Annotated in this window: 18 protein-coding genes and 1 riboswitch; of the genes, 17 read left to right on the top strand and 1 reads right to left on the bottom strand. The window is 28.0% G+C overall.

Annotated elements, in window-relative coordinates:
* Positions 1-29: 29 nt before the first annotated feature.
* Positions 30-1,382: a UDP-N-acetylmuramate--L-alanine ligase gene (gene murC / locus ACRCYC_RS03305; RefSeq protein ID WP_438617762.1), complete on the bottom strand. Its 1,353-nt coding sequence runs from the start codon at positions 1,380-1,382 to the stop codon at positions 30-32.
* Positions 1,383-1,604: 222 nt separating this feature from the next.
* Between murC and purR the strand changes: the two genes are divergently transcribed.
* The 17 genes from purR to ACRCYC_RS03220 all read left to right on the top strand — a co-directional run bounded on the left by purR (position 1,605) and on the right by ACRCYC_RS03220 (position 19,277).
* Entirely contained in the window at positions 1,605-2,489 is an 885-nt protein-coding gene (purR, locus tag ACRCYC_RS03300) for a pur operon repressor (RefSeq protein WP_438617761.1), read from the top strand.
* A 169-nt stretch (positions 2,490-2,658) separates the two neighbouring features.
* Positions 2,659-2,937 carry a septation regulator SpoVG gene (spoVG, locus tag ACRCYC_RS03295; RefSeq protein WP_021126861.1) on the top strand — a complete coding sequence of 93 codons (279 nt, stop codon included), beginning with the start codon at positions 2,659-2,661 and terminating at the stop codon, positions 2,935-2,937.
* Between the two features lie 207 nt (positions 2,938-3,144).
* Complete coding sequence (gene glmU / locus ACRCYC_RS03290; protein ID WP_438617760.1) at positions 3,145-4,512, top strand: bifunctional UDP-N-acetylglucosamine diphosphorylase/glucosamine-1-phosphate N-acetyltransferase GlmU; 1,368 nt, start codon at positions 3,145-3,147, stop codon at positions 4,510-4,512.
* Between the two features lie 97 nt (positions 4,513-4,609).
* A complete protein-coding gene (locus tag ACRCYC_RS03285) occupies positions 4,610-5,563 on the top strand; it encodes a ribose-phosphate diphosphokinase (RefSeq protein WP_438617759.1) in 954 nt (317 codons plus the stop codon).
* 102 nt (positions 5,564-5,665) lie between these two features.
* Positions 5,666-6,241, top strand: a complete 576-nt coding sequence (locus ACRCYC_RS03280; protein WP_438617758.1) for a type IV pilin protein — start codon at positions 5,666-5,668, stop codon at positions 6,239-6,241.
* 23 nt (positions 6,242-6,264) lie between these two features.
* Positions 6,265-6,840: a pilin gene (locus ACRCYC_RS03275; RefSeq protein ID WP_438617757.1), complete on the top strand. Its 576-nt coding sequence runs from the start codon at positions 6,265-6,267 to the stop codon at positions 6,838-6,840.
* 57 nt (positions 6,841-6,897) lie between these two features.
* Positions 6,898-6,980, top strand: a riboswitch (cyclic di-GMP riboswitch).
* A gap of 62 nt (positions 6,981-7,042) precedes the next feature.
* The gene (locus ACRCYC_RS03270) at positions 7,043-7,543 is read left to right on the top strand and encodes a type II secretion system protein (RefSeq protein ID WP_438617756.1); all 501 of its coding nucleotides are present in this window, start codon (positions 7,043-7,045) and stop codon (positions 7,541-7,543) included.
* Positions 7,544-7,561: 18 nt separating this feature from the next.
* Positions 7,562-7,999 (top strand): type IV pilin protein, encoded by a 438-nt coding sequence (locus ACRCYC_RS03265; RefSeq protein ID WP_438617755.1) that lies wholly within the window; start codon positions 7,562-7,564, stop codon positions 7,997-7,999.
* A gap of 97 nt (positions 8,000-8,096) precedes the next feature.
* Positions 8,097-9,767: a GspE/PulE family protein gene (locus tag ACRCYC_RS03260; RefSeq protein ID WP_438617753.1), complete on the top strand. Its 1,671-nt coding sequence runs from the start codon at positions 8,097-8,099 to the stop codon at positions 9,765-9,767.
* 14 nt (positions 9,768-9,781) lie between these two features.
* The gene (locus tag ACRCYC_RS03255; RefSeq protein WP_438617752.1) at positions 9,782-10,990 is read left to right on the top strand and encodes a type II secretion system F family protein; all 1,209 of its coding nucleotides are present in this window, start codon (positions 9,782-9,784) and stop codon (positions 10,988-10,990) included.
* 12 nt (positions 10,991-11,002) lie between these two features.
* Positions 11,003-12,556, top strand: coding sequence for a PilN domain-containing protein (locus ACRCYC_RS03250; protein ID WP_438617751.1), 1,554 nt, complete (start codon positions 11,003-11,005; stop codon positions 12,554-12,556).
* Complete coding sequence (gene pilO, locus ACRCYC_RS03245) at positions 12,549-13,295, top strand: type 4a pilus biogenesis protein PilO (protein ID WP_438617750.1); 747 nt, start codon at positions 12,549-12,551, stop codon at positions 13,293-13,295. Before ACRCYC_RS03250 ends, pilO begins: the two co-directional genes overlap by 8 nt.
* Before the next feature lie 11 nt (positions 13,296-13,306).
* Entirely contained in the window at positions 13,307-13,831 is a 525-nt protein-coding gene (locus tag ACRCYC_RS03240) for a type IV pilus modification PilV family protein (protein ID WP_438617749.1), read from the top strand.
* Between the two features lie 33 nt (positions 13,832-13,864).
* Entirely contained in the window at positions 13,865-15,946 is a 2,082-nt protein-coding gene (locus ACRCYC_RS03235) for a hypothetical protein (protein ID WP_438617748.1), read from the top strand.
* Between the two features lie 37 nt (positions 15,947-15,983).
* Positions 15,984-17,417 (top strand): type II secretion system protein, encoded by a 1,434-nt coding sequence (locus tag ACRCYC_RS03230; protein ID WP_438617747.1) that lies wholly within the window; start codon positions 15,984-15,986, stop codon positions 17,415-17,417.
* A gap of 19 nt (positions 17,418-17,436) precedes the next feature.
* A complete protein-coding gene (locus tag ACRCYC_RS03225) occupies positions 17,437-18,498 on the top strand; it encodes a type IV pilus twitching motility protein PilT (protein ID WP_438617746.1) in 1,062 nt (353 codons plus the stop codon).
* The gene (locus ACRCYC_RS03220) at positions 18,498-19,277 is read left to right on the top strand and encodes a prepilin peptidase (protein ID WP_438617745.1); all 780 of its coding nucleotides are present in this window, start codon (positions 18,498-18,500) and stop codon (positions 19,275-19,277) included. Before ACRCYC_RS03225 ends, ACRCYC_RS03220 begins: the two co-directional genes overlap by 1 nt.
* Positions 19,278-19,366 lie beyond the last annotated feature (89 nt).

The following is a 19,366-nucleotide window of genomic DNA, read 5'->3' as shown; positions in this document are numbered from 1 at the left end:
AGGTTTATTTAAACCTAGTTTTTTTGTTTCTACATTTCAAGTAGCATTTCTCCGATTTTATATACAGTACCAGCACCTGCAGTTATAACTAAGTCATCTTCTGAAACATTTTCAGATAGATATTTAGCTATATCTTCAAATTCGCTTAAGTACATTACGTCAACATTATTTTGGTACAATCTGTCAACTAGATCTTTAGAATGAATATCTCCAGGATCTTTTTCACGAGCTGCATATATATCAGTTATTATAACTTTATCAGCTGCATAAAAAGCATCAGAGAATTCGTTTAATAATGATTTAGTTCTTGTATAAGTATGTGGTTGGAATATACACCATAATTTATTTTTCTTTATTTTTTTAGCTGCAGATAAAGTAGCTTTTAACTCTGTTGGATGATGAGCATAGTCATCAACAACTAGAGCGTTGTTATATTTACCTTTAACTTCGAATCTTCTACCTACACCACCATATAAAGCAATATTCTTTCTTATAGTCTCTAATTCTACACCAGAAACTAAAGCAGCTAATATTGCTCCTGTAGCATTGTATATATTGTGTATACCAGGAACTGCAAGTTTAAATTCACCTAAATTGATTCCGTTGTATAATATACTAAAAATTCCATGACCATCAGCATTGAATGTAACATTTTTGATTAAAGCGTTGTTTCCTTCACTTTGACCATATTTTATAACAGTAGCTTTTATCTCATGTAATATATCTTTAGTATTTTCGTCATCTCCATTTATTATGAAATAACCATCATAAGGTAATAATTTACCAAACTTATTGAAAGAAGCTTTTATTTCATCTATACCAGAGAAATAATCTAAGTGATCTTCTTCTATATTTAAAACAACAGATATCTTAGGGTTGAAACTTAAAAAGCTATCAACATACTCACAAGCTTCAGTTATAAAGTTTTGAGATTTTCCTATTTTAACATTACCGCCTATTATACTTAGATTTCCCCCAACAAGTATAGTAGGATCAAGTTCTGCATATTCAAAAATAGCAGATAACATTGAAGTTGTAGATGTTTTTCCATGAGTACCAGAAACAGCTATAGAGTTTTGGTATTCTCTCATTATTTGACCTAAGAATGCAGCTCTATTCATTGTTAATTTATTTTTCTCTCTAGCAGCTATTAACTCTTCGTTTTCAGACTTAACAGCAGCAGTATAAACTACCATATCTATATCATCAGTTATATGCTCTTTTTTGTGCCCAACATATACTGTTGCTCCTTGAGCACGAAGACTATCTAATAAATTAGAGTCTGAAGAATCTGAACCATAAACGTTATAACCTTTATTTAAACATATCTTGGCTAAGGCACTCATACTAATACCACCAACGCCTATAAAGAATATATTCATAGTGAAACCACCTTTCTGTTAAATTAAAAGTTCTACAATAAGAACTATATTTATGCTATAATAGTATAATGTTCAATATTTTAAGCAAACTAAAATTGTAAAATATTTATATACATTAATATATTAAATTTCAAATAAAACATAACAAATATTATAACATAATGATAAAAATTATGCATTAATAAGTTTAAATACACAGGGTTCAAGTTTAGGAGGTATTTTATGAAGTTTAAAAGAACGGAACGTATAGGTGCGATAGTTAAAATACTATCAGATAATCCTAATAAAATATTTACATTGAGCTATTTTACATCTAAGTTTAATTCGGCGAAATCTACAATAAGCGAAGATTTAATAGTAGTTAAAAATGTATTTGAAAAACTAGAGTTAGGACAAGTAATAACGATATCAGGAGCGGCTGGTGGAGTTAAATACATACCAAAAACATCTAAATCAGAAAATGAAGAGTTTTTATTAGAGTTATGTGAAGACATAAAAGACCAATCTAGAGTACTTTCTGGAGGATTTTTATACTTAATAGATTTAATATATGATCCAAGAATAGCATCTAAAATAGGGAAAATATTTGCATCAAATATAGATTATTCAGAAGCTGACTATGTTGTTACTATGGAGACTAAAGGAATACCTATGGCTCTTATGACAGCTAAGGCTATGAATTTACCTTTAGTTATAATAAGAAAAGATACTAAGGTATCAGAAGGACCTACACTTAGCATGACGTATGTAAGTGGAAGGAATTCTAAGGTTGAAAGCATGAGTTTACCAAGAAAAGCAGTTAAGCCTGGTAGTAAAGTTATATTAATAGATGACTTTATGAGAGGTGGGGGGACTATAAAAGGTATGATGCAACTTATGCATGAATTTGGGGCTGAAGTTATAGGAAAGGGAGTATTTATATCTACGACTAATCCTACTGAGAAAATGGTTGAAGACTACATATCATTAATACAGATAGATGTAATTAATAATGAAGTGGTTACAGTTGAACCGAATCTTCAAACATTCAGAGAAGAATATTGGGCTACTGAAGTTATCGATGAAATTGAAGAAGAGATAAGCGAAATCGACAATTCAGTAGAATAAGACAGGTTTTGAGGGTAAAATTCTATCAAATGAAAAAAATATAAAAAAATAATGAAAAATTTCTAAAATAATAGAGGAAATTTAAAAAGATGATAGAATTTATATAATATAAAAGATTTAATAACTTTTTAATTAACTTTGTCAAAAACAAAAGGGGGATATTAGGAAAATGAAAATTACTGACGTTAGAGTGAGAAAATTAACTGATGAGGGGAAAATGAAGTGTATAGTTTCATTAACTTTCAATAATTTATTTGTGGTACATGATATAAAGGTTATAGAGGGTCATAATGGTTTATTCATAGCTATGCCAAGCAGAAAAATAGGAGAAGGAAACTTTAGAGACATAGCTCATCCTATAAATGCAGAAATGAGACAAATGTTAGAAGATGAAGTATTAAAAGCTTACCATGAAGCAGTATCTCAATTAGAAGTAGCTGCTGAGTAATAAAACAGAACTAAAAATATAATATGTTTTATAATATATTTCTTAAAGAGCCGAATTTTAGGCTCTTTTTTATTGGAATGATATGTACTTTTTCAAACAAAAATGGTATATTAGTTATTAGAATTAAGAAGTTGTATACAAAATAAAGCGATAACAGATCATATATAGATTGATTAATAATCAAAAAACTTGAAATGGAGTGGGTTTATGAATTTTAAGGCTATAATCCTGGCAGCAGGAAAAGGAACAAGAATGAAGTCAAGTTTACCAAAAGTAGTACATAAAGTATGTGGGAAAGAAATGGTAAATCATGTTATAAACGTATCTAAAAAATCAGGGGTTAGTGAAATAGTTGCAATATTAGGTCACGGAAGTGAAGTAGTTGAAGGTGTTTTACCAGAAGAAACTAAATTAGCTATGCAGACTGAACAATTAGGAACAGGACATGCTGTTATGATGGCTGATGAACATATAACAGAAAATGACACAATAGTTGTACTATGTGGAGATACTCCTTTAGTAAATGCAGATACATTAGAAAACTTATTTAAATACCATTTAGATAATGGATATCACGCTACTGTTTTAACAACAAAAGTAGAGAACCCAAATGGATATGGAAGAATAATAAGAGACGCTAATGAAGATTTATTAAAAATAGTAGAGCAAAAAGATGCTAATGAAGAAGAAAAATTAGTAAATGAAATAAATTCAGGAATATACTGCTTCAATGGAAAAAGTTTAAAAGAAGCGCTTGCTAACATAAATAATGATAATGCTCAAGGTGAGTACTATTTAACTGATACAATAGAGATAATGAGAACTAATTCATTAAAAGTTGGTGCATATAATGGAGCAACAATAGAAGAACTTATGGGTGTAAACTCAAGAGTTGAGTTAGCTAAAGCAGAAGAAATAATGAGAAAAAAAATAAACACTATGCACATGATAAATGGTGTAACAATAATAGATGTGAATAGCACATATATCGAAGCAGATGTACAAATAGGTAATGATACTATAGTATATCCTGGTGCTATGTTAAAAGGAAATACAGTTATAGGAAGTAACTGTGTTATAGGTATGAATTCATGTATATCAAATTCAATAATAGGTGATGCTACAGATGTGGAAAACTCTACTATAATAGATAGTAAAGTAGGAAGCAACACTACAGTTGGACCATATGCATATTTAAGACCTAAGAGTAATATAGGAAATCATGTTAAAATAGGTGATTTTGTAGAAGTTAAAAATGCAACTATAGAAGATAATTCTAAAGCATCTCATTTATCTTATATAGGAGATGCACATGTAGGTAAGAATGTTAATATAGGGTGTGGAACAGTATTTGTAAACTATGATGGTAAAAACAAATTTAAATCAGTAGTAAAAGATGGAGCTTTTATAGGATCTAACTCAAACTTAGTTGCACCAGTTACAGTAGAAGAAAATGGATATATTGCAACGGGTTCTACAATAACTGATGATGTTCCAGCAGGTGCATTGGCAGTTGCTAGACAGAGACAGGTAATAAAAGAAGGTTGGGTAGAGAAGAAGAATTTAAAAAAATAATTGATAAATTTAACTAGGCTATAACGTGGGTATAGTCCAGACTATACTTGCGTTTAAAATAAAATATTTTCTTTAACAAAATTTTCGGGAGGTAATTATGAATACTAGCGGAAGCGAAATTAAAATACTTGCAGGAAATGCATCAAAAGAATTAGCTCAAAAAGTAGCTGATTATATAGGTGTACCAATGGCTCAATGTGAAGTTGGAACATTTAGCGATGGAGAAATATCTGTAAACATAAGTGAAACAGTAAGAGGATGTGATGTCTTCGTAATACAATCAACTAATAGTCCAGTAAATGATAATTTAATGGAATTATTAATAATGATAGATGCATTAAGAAGAGCATCTGCAGGTAGAGTAACTGCTGTTATACCGTACTATGGATACGCAAGACAAGACAGAAAGGCTAAGGCTAGAGATCCAATTACTGCTAAGTTAGTTGCAAACTTAATAACTGCAGCAGGAGCAGACAGAGTTTTAACAATGGATTTACATGCTGCTCAAATACAAGGATATTTTGATATACCATTAGATCATTTACAAGGCGGAAGAATATTAGCAGATTACTTTAATACTAAGAGTATAGAAGATTTAGTAGTAGTTTCTCCAGACTTAGGAAGTGTTACAAGATCAAGAAAATTTGCTAATGATTTAAATGGAGATGTTCCAATAGCTATAATAGACAAGAGAAGACCAAAAGCTAATGTTTGTGAGGTTATGAACATAATAGGTGAGGTTAAGGATAAAAATGTTATATTATTAGACGATATGATAGATACTGCAGGAACAATAGTTAATGCTGCTAATGCTCTAAAAGAATTTGGAGCTAAAGATGTTTATGCATGTTGTACTCATGGAGTTTTATCAGGTCCAGCTATAGAGAGAATAGAAAATTCAGCTATAAGTGAGTTAATAGTACTTGATACTATCCAACTTCCTGAAGAAAAGAAGATAGAAAAAATAAAAATAAAAACAGTAGCTCCTTTATTTGGAGACGCTATAAAGAAAATATTTGCTAATGAATCAGTAAGTAAATTATTCAACTAAAATGAGCGATAAAAAGAGATCTCTAAAGAGGTCTCTTTTTGTTTGTGTTGTTTGTCTAAAAATGGTAAAATAAAGTCGAAATTTAGAAAAGGAAGTGGCGAAATGAAAAAAGGAGAAAAAGGATTTACATTAATTGAGCTATTGGTAGTAATAGCAATAATAGGTATACTAGCAGTAGTAGCAGTTCCAGCTTTATTTAAAAATATAGAAAAATCTAAAATAGCGGATGTTGAGAGTGAATACAATGCTTATAGGGCAACTGCATTAGGATATTATGCTGAAACAGGAGAGCTAGCATATTATAATACTTATTATGGAAGTAATGATGAATTCAATAAATATATGGAAAATAATAATGCTGACTTTACTAAAGGTACACCTATAGGAGGGTATTATATTTTAGCTCCTAACAGAAATATAAGTAAACCTAATGAAACTGAAAACAATTTGTTATCTAATAGAGAAGCTCAAGTGGTTAATAAAAATGGAGATGTAGAGGGAGAGAGAAAACCATTAAATAAGTTTGGAGATTTATTTTTATTAATATATACAGACACATCTAAAGAATCTAAGGATATAAATATTTCAAAGAATGGGCTAGCTAAATTAGTAAAAGACTTAGGTTATGGAAATGTGTACTATAATAAGTCTGGAGAGGTAGCATTGAAAATAAAATAGTTTAATTTAAAGGGAGGAGAAACATGAAAAAGAATAATGAGGGGTTTACATTAATAGAACTATTAGTAGTAATAGCAATAATAGGAATATTAGCAGTAGTAGCAGTTCCAGCTTTATTTAAGAATATAAATAAAGCTAAAATAGCAGACGTAGAGTCAGATTATAGTGCTATAAGAAGTGCTGTTTTAGCTGAGTATGCAGAAAATGGAAAATTACCATATGAAATATCGAATCAAAGTTTTATAGATAAATATGTTGATAATGGAGCTAAAGGAACGCCATTGGGAGGGTTTTATCATATAGTTCCAGATTATAATGATGAAAATGGTAATCCATATATAAATTTTGGAGCATATAAATATGATTCTAAAAATAATAGTTTTGATTATGTGAAATCAGGTGAATTACAAAATGAATTCAAAGCTATATTAGCTATAAGACCATATGATGAACAAAATAAAGCTGATGGTGGTATCAAGATAAAAAAAGATGAATTTTTAAAGTTAGGGAAAGACTTAGGTTATCAGAATGTTTTCGTATCAAATAAGAACTTTGCAAAAGACAAAGTTGAGATTTATATTGGATTAATTCCAAAATAAATGTGTGAAAATGTTGTAAAAAGTAGATAATATGTTAAAATAAGTATGGACAATTAAAAATATTGTAGAACTTTGAAGAATATTCTGTATTTGGGCACCTGGGATATTTGGAGTTAGTGGTGCAACCGGCTATAATTGGTATGTAATATTATACAATATAGTCTTTTTTTATGCGTAAAAATGGAATTGGAGGGGTATAAATATGAAAAAAAAGAAAAATAACAAAGGATTTACATTAATAGAATTGTTAGTAGTAATAGCAATAATAGGAATATTAGCAGTAGTAGCAGTGCCAGCTTTATTCAAAAACATAGAGAAGGCTAAAGTTGCAGATTTAGAAAGTGATATAAGTGCAATAAGATCAGCATCACTATCTTATTACGGAGATAATGGGGCATACCCAAATGGATCATTAGTAGTTACTAATGGAAAAATAACTACACCACAAGTAGATGGAAAAGATACTGGAGCTAGTAAAATTTCAAGTGAAGTTGAAAATTTAAGCTTCCCATATGAAGGAAAATATGAATTTGAGGGCTCAGCACCCGGACCTTTAGTATTGAAAATAACTCCAGCAGATGGAAAAAGTATAAGTAGTAATGCAATTGCTAAATTACAAAAAGATTTAGGTAATAGTATGGTGAATGCTTCAAGTGGAAGCACAGCACCACTAACTATAACAATAATAAATAATAAAAATTAAATAGAAGGAGATTAAAATATGAAAAAAAATAGTAAAAAGAAAAATAATAAAGGATTTACACTAATAGAATTATTAGTAGTAATAGCGATAATAGGAATACTAGCAGTAGTAGCAGTTCCTGCTTTATTTAAGAATATAGAAAAAGCAAAAATAGCAGATTTAGAGTCTAATATAAGTGCAATAAAATCTGCATCATTATCGTATTACTCTGATAATGGAAATTATCCTACAGATATGACGAAAATATCATCAGAACTTGAGAGCTTATCGGAGCCGTTTAGTTCTCAATATGCATTTACAGGAACAGCTCCAAGTCCATTAGTATTAACTATAACTCCAGCGAATGATAAGCTTAGTCAAAGTGGATATGATAAACTTGTTAAAGATTTAGGAGCAAGTAATTTTGCAACTGATAGTAGCAAAACTTCAATAAAAATAAATATAATAAAAGGGTAATATATTATATATAACCTATTATAATGCGTTTATGTTTTATCATAAACGCATTATTTGTGTAAATTATAAGTGATATAATTAAATAGAGGTGAGAAAAATGTCACAAAAAGTAAGAATAGGTGATAAATTAGTAGAAAAAGGATATATATCAAATGAACAATTAGAAAGAGCATTAAAACTTCAAAGTGGAACTGGTAAAAGAATAGGGGCAATACTTATAGAGCAAGGGCTTATAACTCCAGAACTATTAACTAGTGTATTAACAGAACTTCTTGATATAGAAAATATAGCTTTAACACGTTCAAATATAAACCCTGAAGCTATAAAATTAATACCAGAAAATATATGCAAACGTTATAAAATATTTCCATTTAAAAAAGAAAATAATAAACTATACTTAGCTATGGCAGATCCTCAAGATAGACAAGCAACTCAAGATGCTAAAAGAATATCAGGATTAGATGTAATACCTTATATAGCTACTATGGGGCAAATAAATCAAGCTATAGAATTTTTTTATTCAAATGTAGATTTAGATAAGGCATTAACTGAGTATTCAAAATCAGAAAAAATAAAAGAAGAAATAATGCTAGAAGATGATGTGAATTCAGCTCCAATAGTTAGACTTGTACATAATGTGTTAGAAACCGCAGTAAGAGCAAAAGCCAGTGATATCCATATTGAAAGAGAAGGCGATTTCATGAGGATTAGATTTAGAGTAGATGGAATTTTAAGTGAATATATGAAGATGAATTCTAAACCATACAAAGCAGTTATAAGTCGTGTAAAAATAATGGCAGGCTTAAACATATCTGAAAAAAGACTACCTCAAGATGGAAGAATATTTTTAAATGTAGATAACAAACCTATCGATTATAGGGTATCAACAATGCCTACAAGCAAAGATGAAAAAGTTGTTATGAGGGTGCTAGACAAAAGTACATTTATGGTTAATAAAGAAAAATTAGGACTTAATAATAAAAATATTAAAATATATGATGAATTGCTTGATAATCCATATGGATTAATATTAGTTGTAGGGCCTACTGGAAGTGGAAAAACAACAACCCTTTATTCAATGTTAAATCAATTAAATAGTGTTGAAAAAAATATACTTACAATTGAAGATCCAGTTGAATATGAACTAGACGGAATCAATCAATCACAAATTAACTATAAGGCAGGATTAAATTTTGCAAGTGCTTTAAGAGCTTTTTTACGTCAAGACCCAGATATAATAATGGTTGGAGAAATAAGAGATTCTGATACTGCAGAAATAGGAATAAGAGCAGCTCTTACAGGTCACTTAGTATTAAGTACATTACACTCAAATACAGCTGTAGGAGCAATTTCAAGGCTTGAAGATATGGGTATAGATAGTTTCCTTATAACATCATCTCTTATGGGTGTAGTTTCTCAAAGATTAGTTAGAAAGATATGTGAAAACTGTAAAACTGAGTACAAGGCAGAAATAGGAGAAAAAAAAGCTTTAAATTATCCACTAGATAAGGATTTAATTCTTTATAGAGGTGAAGGTTGTGAAAAATGTAGCAATACAGGGTATAAAGGTAGACTAGGAATTTATGAAATGCTTAGAATAACAAAGCCAATAAAAGATTTGATAAATGAAGGTGCTACGGATGCACAAATACAAGCTAAAGCTGAGGAATTAGGTATGGAGACTATGAAAGAAGATGCTGCTAATAAAGTTATAGATGGAGAAACAACAATAGAAGAAATGTTAAGAGTCACTTTTATAGCTAATTAAAGGAGTGTTTATAAATGAAGGAATTTAAATATGCAGCTATAATGCTAAATGGAAAAAAGATTTCTAGCACAATTATGGCAAAAGATTATATTGAAGCAAAATCTTTGCTAAAGGAAAAAAAACTGATGATTATAGAATTAAAAGAAAAGAAGGTAGTTTCTTTATTTAATTCTAAAAAATCAAAAAAAAAGAAATTAAAAGCTGACCAGATAAGCCATTTTTGTAGGCAATTTGCAATAATAATTTCCTCGGGAATAAATAGTATGGTAGGATTAGAAACTTTAGGTAAAAAAGCTTCAAATAAAACATTATCAGATGAAATAAAACGAATGGTAAGTGACATAAAAATGGGATCTACAATTGCAGCAACTATGATGGATAAACAATCCAAATTTCCTATGTTGTTAGGTGCAATGGTTGCAACAGGAGAAGAAACTGGAACTTTAGAAGAAGTATTGAAAAGTATGTCAACTTTTTATGAGAGAGAATATAGGATAAATCAAAAGATAAAAAATGCATCTATGTACCCAGCGATAGTAGCCATTTCATCATTTGTAATGTTGTTTGTTTTTACTAGTTTTATACTTCCTCAAATGATGGAAACTATAACTGAAACGGGAGCAACTTTGCCCTTGATGACTAAAATAGTAATGTATATAGGTAACTTTATGAAAAATTATTGGTACTTAGTATTGATATTGGGAGTGCTATTATATTATCAATTAAAAGTTTATATAAAAACTCCAGTAGGAAGAGCGCATAAAGATAGATTGGTAAACAAAACACCTCTCTTAGGGAAGGGAATAAATAGTATAGTTTCTATGAGATTTTCAAGAGCTCTATATTTATTTGTATCTTCAGGGTATCCTATGCTGCAAGGATTAGATCATATAAAAGATAGTTTAAATAATGCTATTGCAGAAAAAGCAGTTAACAAAGCAAAAGAAGGTATAGTTAAAGGAGAAACACTATCTGAAAACCTTGAAAAATCAAAGTACTTTGATCCTGTACTTATACAGATGATAGCAATAGGGGAACAAACAGGGGAATTAGAGAGTATAAGTAAACAAATGGCTGAGTTTTATGAGTCAGAAGCAGAAATTTATTTAAATAGAATGGTAGCTATGATAGAGCCTATAATGATAATTATAGTTGGTATAATGGTAGCTATATTAGTAATATCAGTATTCTTACCAATGTTAAGCATATATGATGCTATATAGGAGGAAGTGTTTATGACAGCAAAATTGTATATTTCATATTATGGAGACTATGTGTCTATAGTAGAAGGAACTTATAATAAGAAAAAAGAAAAATTTATAATAAAAGAAAAATTTTTCCTTTCAAATTCAGACATCGACATAGATTATGATGCAGATAAATATGAATTACTTAGACAGGCATTAATGAGAAGTCAATTTAAAAGTAAAAATGTAGTTTTATGTTTTAATACTAAAGATATTATTTTGAAATCAAATAAAATACCGAAAGTTGATAAAAAAGATTTAGAAGGTATTATGAACATAGAAATTTATGAGATGATATCTTTAGACAAAGATAGTCATGTATTTTCATATGAAGTAACAACTGAGGATGAGCAAGACGGTACTAAGTTTATTGAAATGATATTAGCTGCCATTCCTAATAACGAAATTGAAAAAATAATAGAAGTTTTAAAAGAATTTAATTTGAATTTAGAAGTCGTAGATACTATAGCTACTTCTTATTTGCGAGTATTAAAGTTAATAGAATATAAAGATATAATGATTGCTAATGTGGGAGATTATGGAACTGCAATTGATATATATAAAGATGATAAATTATTTATTCACGATAACGTTCCAATTAAATTAACTAGTGAAAATTCGGAATATCAAAGCAGTAACATTGCCACGGAAGTAAATGGACTTATGAATTACTATTCTTCTAGAAACTTTGGAAAGTCAGTTGATAAAATTGTTACCATTGGTAAATATGCATATAACAAAGACTTAGAAAATGCATTTAAAATGGCATTTTCTAGTGAATTAGTAAAAGGAATAGAAAATCTTTTTGATATAGAAGAAAGTGTAAAAGGAAACATAAAAGAAAATGAAATAAGTTTAATTGTAGATGCTTTGGGATGTATGTTACATAATGAAAATAAAAAAGGTTATCCGTATATGAATTTACTTCCTCAAGAACTTAAATCAAAGCAAAGAAAAAAAGAAATTATAAAAAAAGCATATAAAATAGTTCCTTTAATTTTAATTATTTTATCTATTCCATATATGTTTTTTATATATTCTATAGATAGTAAAAAAGAAAAATTAAAAAATTTAAATGATGATATAAAGAGAATTGAAATAAAGAATGAAGAAATAGTAAAAATAAAGAAAGATATAAACGCTAAAAAAGAAGAATTAAAAGTTTATAATATGATACTATCTAAACAGGTTACATGGGGACCTATACTAAATTCTATAAACAGCAATATACCGTATAGGGTAGATATAACAAAGTTAGATGTTAAGTATGATGAAATAACTAATAACAAAAATAATAAAACATCTGATTCTAATAATGAAAAAGAAGATAAAGAACCTATATATGAGCAAATACCAAACATGATAACTATAGAAGGTAATTCAAGTTCCACAAGGAACGTAGGTCAATTTGTATATGAATTAAGCACTTCAAGTTATTTTAAAGATGTTAAGTTGCAAAGCATCAAAAAAAATGAAGATAAAGGTACTTATGAATATGTAATAAAGGCTTATTTGAAAGAAGGTGTTATGTTCAATGGATAAAAAAAATATACTTCATATGGATATAAAGGATTTATTTAAAAGTGACATTAAAGTAAATCCTAAAAATATATTAATTTTAGTAGGTGCATTTTTAGGATTATTTATTTATATGTATTTTATTTTGTATCCTAAATTTAATGAATATATGAAAGTAAACAATAATTTAAATGAAGCTAAATCTAAATTAGAAGCGGATCAATATGAGTTAGATACTAGACCTCAACTAACTGATAAGCTATATACCTTAAATGAAGAAGTAAATACTAAAAGTAAAAAATTATCTTATGATATGCAGGATGGAATGTTTTTAGTAGGACTTTCTAATATGATGAGTAAAAATGGGATAGAGTTAATTAAATATAATGTTGACACATACACAAAGTGTGAAAATTTTTATGCAGTACCAACTATATTGGAAGTAAGAGGAGATTATAGATACATAAGAGAAATGATGTATTACTTAGAAGAACAAAAAAATGTTACTCAAATCCAAAATTTTAATATGGAAACATATATAGAACCTGAAAATATAGTGTTTGATAAAAGTAATGCGTTAAACTCTAGTTTAGGTAATATAAATATGACTACTAATAAAGAGAATAAGGCAAAGGGAAAAGTTACGGCAACTTTTAAATTTGTAATGTATATGTCACAAGAGCCTAATTTAAAACTAGAAACAGAAAATCCTAGCAACTGGAACCCTGGAAAGTTTAACCCATTTGTCGATACTACAAAGTAGGAGTGTAATATATGAATATTGATAATAGAGGATTTACACTTATAGAAGTTTTAATTTCATTAACTATTGTTTCTATAATAAGTATGGCATTTTTTATGTCGGTAAACATGACTAATAAAGAAAATGCTAAAAATGAAAAAGATATACAGGCTATGGATATAGCTCAAAGTCAAGTTGAATATTTAACTAAAGAAATAAAAAGTAAAAAAGAAACTATAGACATAGATTTTAACGGTGATAAGGAAATAAATGAGACTGAGGATATTAATAGCAATGAGAAAATTTTAAAAAGTTATATTCAAAAAAATGGATTAGATATGATTGAAGGGGATGTTGATTATCCTAAATACATAGTTCAATATAACGAAAAAGAAAATACCAAATATCAAGTTCTTATATCATTAAAACCAAGTTTAAAAAAGCAACAAGAAAAAAATTATTATTTATATGATATAGAAGTTAAAGTAAAACCTTTGACAGATTTAACAAAAAGAGAAGCTAAAATACAAACTAAGGTACTAGATAATGGTAATTAGAAGAAATTAAGCTAGAAAGGAGGGCTATATACAATGAAAAAAAAGCTGAAAAGTAAAAATGGCTCTGCTATGGTACTAGCAATGATTGTAATAGTATTAGCTAGCATAGTAATGTTAATTCTTTCAAAGCAAATATTAAATCAAATAAAAATAACGAAAAATACTCAAGATTCAATACAAACAGATTATAATGTCCAAGGAAATATTGAAGAAGGTATAGGAGATTTTATATCACAGGTAAGTATTGAGGGTAACAATAAGTCAACAGAATCAAATTCAACAGGAAAAATTAAGTATGAGGCTAGTCAAAGTATTGTTTATAGAATAGGAAGAGATGTAAAAGCTAATTTACTTGAAGCTCAGCTTATAAATAAGCAATTAGAGATGCCTGATAAAGTTGGAAATAATATTAATTCAGAGGGTAAATACATTGATGGAAAAAGTACATATCCTGAAATAGGTAAAATTTTAAAAGAAATATATTTTGATAAAACTTATAAATCGGAAACAGGTAAAAAATCTCCTATAGACTATGTTATAAATCAAGGGGAATATATAAATGGAATAACGGAAGAAAAGCAAAAAAATATAGTAGATGCATTAACGTATATAAATCAAAATCTTAGTACGGTGTTAAATAATGAAGAGCTAAATGGAGGTAATCCTTCAACGGATAAGCAATTAATAAAAAATCTTATTCAACAATCACAAGATTATATAAGTTATTTAATAAATCAATTAAATAGTGAATTTATATATTTTCAATATGGGACTACTTTAGATAGTGAACATATAAATATAATATCAAATCAAGATATTAATCAATTAACATCTGAATTAGATATCAGTATAAATTATCTAGAAAAAATTGTAAAATCAACATCAAATTTAAAAGATTTAGATTTAGAAAGTGAAAAAGATAAAAAAAGTATAGAATTTATTGAATACATGCTATATACAATGAAGGATGTAAAAGATAGTGACTATATAAATAGCTTGAAGATAGATATACAAAAACTAAAAGACTGTAACAATTACGATCAAAAATTAAATCAAGTTTTAAAAATATCTTCAAAGTTAGATAGTCTTTACATAATGATTGGTAAATATAACTATGAAAAAGAAATTATGAATATACATAAAAATGGTGTTGCAAGTTTGGATGCAGGCAAAGAGTACGGTATAAGTTTATCTGAGAGAGAGATGTTATCTACAATTAGGGTATATTCTCAGTTTGCTAGAAGATACATTAAATCCACTCAAGTTCAGTTAAAGTATATGAAATATAAAATAAATAAAGGGCTTATCAATGAATATATTATAGATGATGAAATTCAAAAAAATATAAATAGCACATATAACAATATAGAAAAAATCAATGACTATAATATGAGTTCAAAAAAAATTAAAGATAATTGCGATAGTATATTGAACCAGCGTGAAAAGTTAGAAAGCAACTTAGATATTATAAAAGTCTTTGGGGCAAAGGATAAAAGCAACTGGTGGAATGGATTTTGGAAGTGGATTTTTGGAAATGATGATTCGCAAAATGCAATGTACTTAAATTATGATAAAACGATAGGAGATATAGTTGTAAATTTAGATTATTTATTAGACAAATCAGAATCGATAGAACAGCAACTAAAGGATTTAAAAAATTCTATATCCTCTAATGCAGATAAAGCTCAAATAGATAATTTTTTACAAGAAATAAATAAATCTATAAATTTATTAATAAAGACAAGGTATGAATTTAACAGTGTTTGGAGTGAAGGCGATCATTATATCCAAAATAGAAATGAGGATGGTAAATTAAGTATAAAGTTTCCTCAAGATTTCACAACGTTAAAAGATAGTCAAGGTGGAAATGTTAAAGTTAGCTTAAATCAAGTTAGAGTAAATGGTATTGATTACACTCTTAGAGTTAAACCAGAGGGTGGATATAATATTATCGAAACTAGTCCAGGAAATGATATATATATAGATATAAGTTTAGAGTCTAAGGATAAAAAATTAAAAAAACCTATTAAATCAAAAGTTGAAGTAAGTATTACAAGTTTAAAAACTGAATCGGATTATGATATAAATTATAAAGTTTTAGAATGGAAAAATTGATAATTTAATATTGGATTTTGTTAAGGAGAGATTTAAAATGAAAAAAGATAACGGATTTACATTAATAGAAGTGATTATAGCCTTAGCTATAATTACTTCTGTTAGTTTTATTGGATATCAAGTTATAAATAAAACTCATACTTTAAGCAAAGATCAAGCCTTAACAGCTGATATACAAAATGGGGTAAATAATTTAAAACGTTATATGACAAATGAGTTAAGTTCAGCTAAAGAAGTTAAGTTAAGTTATGAAAAAAATAAATACGAAAATATAAAAGATATAGACAAAGACAATAAAGCATATGAAAACATAAAAAAGAAAATAGATTCTATAAGCGGTGATGATATTTTTTCATATAAATATTTAATAAATATAAATGATGAAAAAAATGTTGAATACATTGTAAATATTTATATTAAAAATTATAAAAAATTATATTCTATTGATAGGTTAGATAAAAAAACAAAAATGAATTTTATAACTAATCAGGCTTTAGGTGAAGATAAAATACCATTGGAAATACTTTTTGATAAAGATTTATATAATGTAAATATAAGTTATATAAAGCAAAATACAGAGTTATATAGTTTTGACGTATATAATAGGTTATATAGTTTTAATAATGATAGCATTAAACCTATAGAGCCAGATAATCCAATAATAGTAGACAATTATTTTGAGTATTGTATAAGTCAGAGTTTGAAAAACTTGAATGATTCAGAACTTGGAAATAAAGAGGTTAGCCAGATAATAGAATCATTAAACTCTGTTTTAACTAAAGATATAAATTTAAATCAAGAAAGTATGAAAGAAACTATGGAAGGTCTACAAAATGATTTATTATATATAATAAAAAGTGATACTAACATACTTAAAGACTCTTATGATAATTTAAATAAAGCACTATATTATATGTATACAGCTGAAGAAACTTTAGATGAAATAAATGAAAATCAAGATATAGATAAAGCTAAGGCGATTTCAAATAATATACATAATGGTATTTATGATGATGAAGAAAATGAAGGTGGTAAAAATACATTTGTTATACAATTGAATGAATTTACGGATGCAATTAAACATCATGCCAATGGAATGAGCAAGGATGATATTGACTTTGCTACTAAACTATCAGAACAAGTTAAATCTAATCTTGATAGTATGTGGAAATATGTAAACAGGACAGCAGGGTCTGAAATATTTAATATAATTCATGGTTCGTGGAATACAGGGCTAACTGATGAAAATAAAAAAATTATATGCACAACTATGAATACTGTAATAGATAAAGTTATAGATTCTAAAGTATATGTAAATAAAGTAATAAGAGAAGATATTTTGAAAGAAGGAAATTCTGCTGAAGTAAATAAAAAGGGACAAAAAGTAAATGATGAGTTAGATGACCTTATAGATGCGTTAATAGAGATAAAGGCTCGCATTGAGAGTTCTAACTATTATATTAATCAGTAGGATATAAAGGAGAGATTAAATGAAAATTTTTAGTATGTTAAAAATAGCTGTAGAGTTAGGGGCCTCGGATATACATGTAACAACCGATTGTGAACCTATAGCTAGGACAAAAGGCAAATTTGTTAAGTTATCGGACAAGTTATTAACAAAAGAAGATACAGAAGAGATGGCTAAAGAATTAGCTGGACCAAAAAACTTTGAAAGAGTGAGGCAACTTGGAGAATGCGATTTTTCTGTTGCAATAGAGACTGGAGAACGATTCAGAGTAAATGTGTATAAGCAAAAGGGGAATTATGCAATAGCAATAAGAACAATAACATCTGAAATACCATCTTTTAAAATGTTAGGGCTACCCGAAAGCATAAGTAAATTTACAGAAAAGGAAAAAGGATTAGTTTTGGTTACAGGTCCTACGGGAAGTGGTAAAAGTACAACTTTAGCAAGCTTACTAGATATAATAAATGAGAATCAACAAAAGCATATAATTACACTTGAAGATCCTATAGAATATGTGCACCATCACAAACAATGTATAATATCACAAAGAGAAATTGGACATGATACTGAAAGCTTTAATAGTGCATTGAGAGCTATATTGCGTCAGGATCCAGATGTAATACTTATAGGAGAAATGAGAGACCCAGAAACAGTTTCTATAGCATTAACTGCAGCTGAGACAGGTCACTTAGTATTCTCCACTTTACATACGGTAGGAGCTTCAAAAACAATAGATAGAATAGTTGATATGTTTCCATCAGAACAGCAACAGCAGATAAGAACGCAATTATCAACTGTGTGTGAAGGTGTAATATCTCAACAACTTATACCGACTATAGATGGTAGAAACAGAGTAGTTGCAGTTGAAGTAATGATAGCTACACCAGCTATAAGAAATTTAATAAGAGAATCAAAAACATATCAAATACCTAATATGATACAAACAGGTACAAAGTTGGGGATGCAATCTATGGATCACGAACTTGTAGATTTATTTAGGAAAGGTAAAATTTCCAGGGAAAGTGTTTTAAGTAGATGTGCAGATTTTGAATATACTAATAGGTTATTAGGTGGTGCATATTAATGGATACATATTTTTTAATAGTATCATTTGTAATGGGAGCTATATTTGGAAGTTTTTATAATGTATGTATTTACAGAATACCAGAAAAACAATCTATAGTTAGTCCTCCATCTCATTGCTATAATTGCAATGCAAGATTAAAATATATAGATTTAGTACCAATTATAAGTTGGATATTTTTAAAAGGTAAATGTAGATATTGCGAAGTAAAAGTTTCTTCAAGATATGCTATAGTAGAGTTTTTAACAGCAATATTATTTAGCTTAATATATATAAGTTTTGGATATGAAATTAAAACACTATATTATATGTTTTTAGTATCACTTCTTATAATAATAACTTTTATAGATATAGATCATTATATAATACCTGACAACCTAATTTTAATAGGTTCTATAGTAGCTATAATAGTAAACTTACTAGGATATGGAGTGCCTCTTATAGATGGATTAAAGGGAGCTTTATTTGCTGGAGGAGGAGTATTAGTAGTAACTTTAACTTTAGAATATATAGTTAAAAAAGAAGTAATGGGCGGAGGCGATGTAAAGCTATATGCCATGATAGGATTATTTTTAGGTACTAAACTTGCTTTATTAACTATAGTAATAAGCATATATATAGGAGCTGTATATGGGATTATATTTATTATTTACAATAAAGTAAAAAAACAAGGGTTTAGTTCAACAATACCATTTGGTCCGTTTATATCAATTGCAGCAGTAATTTCCATATTTTATGGAAATCAAATAATACAATTTTATCTAAAAACATTTTTATAAATAATAACCTATGAGTATTATACCCATAGGTTATTATTTATAAAAATCAACAAGACTATAAATTAATTAAATTGGCAATAATCTAGATA

Source organism: Paraclostridium sp. (assembly GCF_051657365.1).
In the GTDB taxonomy this organism is placed as follows: Bacteria; Bacillota; Clostridia; order Peptostreptococcales; family Peptostreptococcaceae; genus Paraclostridium.
The sequence above is the reverse complement of the archived record's forward strand: the minus strand, read 5'-3'. Positions and strand labels throughout refer to the sequence as shown.

Coding starts and splice junctions, on each gene's coding strand:
- murC (WP_438617762.1), bottom strand. CDS start 1,382: ATGAATATATTCTTTATAGGCGTTGGTGGTATTAGTATGAGTGCCTTA.
- purR (WP_438617761.1), top strand. CDS start 1,605: ATGAAGTTTAAAAGAACGGAACGTATAGGTGCGATAGTTAAAATACTA.
- spoVG (WP_021126861.1), top strand. CDS start 2,659: ATGAAAATTACTGACGTTAGAGTGAGAAAATTAACTGATGAGGGGAAA.
- glmU (WP_438617760.1), top strand. CDS start 3,145: ATGAATTTTAAGGCTATAATCCTGGCAGCAGGAAAAGGAACAAGAATG.
- ACRCYC_RS03285 (WP_438617759.1), top strand. CDS start 4,610: ATGAATACTAGCGGAAGCGAAATTAAAATACTTGCAGGAAATGCATCA.
- ACRCYC_RS03280 (WP_438617758.1), top strand. CDS start 5,666: ATGAAAAAAGGAGAAAAAGGATTTACATTAATTGAGCTATTGGTAGTA.
- ACRCYC_RS03275 (WP_438617757.1), top strand. CDS start 6,265: ATGAAAAAGAATAATGAGGGGTTTACATTAATAGAACTATTAGTAGTA.
- ACRCYC_RS03270 (WP_438617756.1), top strand. CDS start 7,043: ATGAAAAAAAAGAAAAATAACAAAGGATTTACATTAATAGAATTGTTA.
- ACRCYC_RS03265 (WP_438617755.1), top strand. CDS start 7,562: ATGAAAAAAAATAGTAAAAAGAAAAATAATAAAGGATTTACACTAATA.
- ACRCYC_RS03260 (WP_438617753.1), top strand. CDS start 8,097: ATGTCACAAAAAGTAAGAATAGGTGATAAATTAGTAGAAAAAGGATAT.
- ACRCYC_RS03255 (WP_438617752.1), top strand. CDS start 9,782: ATGAAGGAATTTAAATATGCAGCTATAATGCTAAATGGAAAAAAGATT.
- ACRCYC_RS03250 (WP_438617751.1), top strand. CDS start 11,003: ATGACAGCAAAATTGTATATTTCATATTATGGAGACTATGTGTCTATA.
- pilO (WP_438617750.1), top strand. CDS start 12,549: ATGGATAAAAAAAATATACTTCATATGGATATAAAGGATTTATTTAAA.
- ACRCYC_RS03240 (WP_438617749.1), top strand. CDS start 13,307: ATGAATATTGATAATAGAGGATTTACACTTATAGAAGTTTTAATTTCA.
- ACRCYC_RS03235 (WP_438617748.1), top strand. CDS start 13,865: ATGAAAAAAAAGCTGAAAAGTAAAAATGGCTCTGCTATGGTACTAGCA.
- ACRCYC_RS03230 (WP_438617747.1), top strand. CDS start 15,984: ATGAAAAAAGATAACGGATTTACATTAATAGAAGTGATTATAGCCTTA.
- ACRCYC_RS03225 (WP_438617746.1), top strand. CDS start 17,437: ATGAAAATTTTTAGTATGTTAAAAATAGCTGTAGAGTTAGGGGCCTCG.
- ACRCYC_RS03220 (WP_438617745.1), top strand. CDS start 18,498: ATGGATACATATTTTTTAATAGTATCATTTGTAATGGGAGCTATATTT.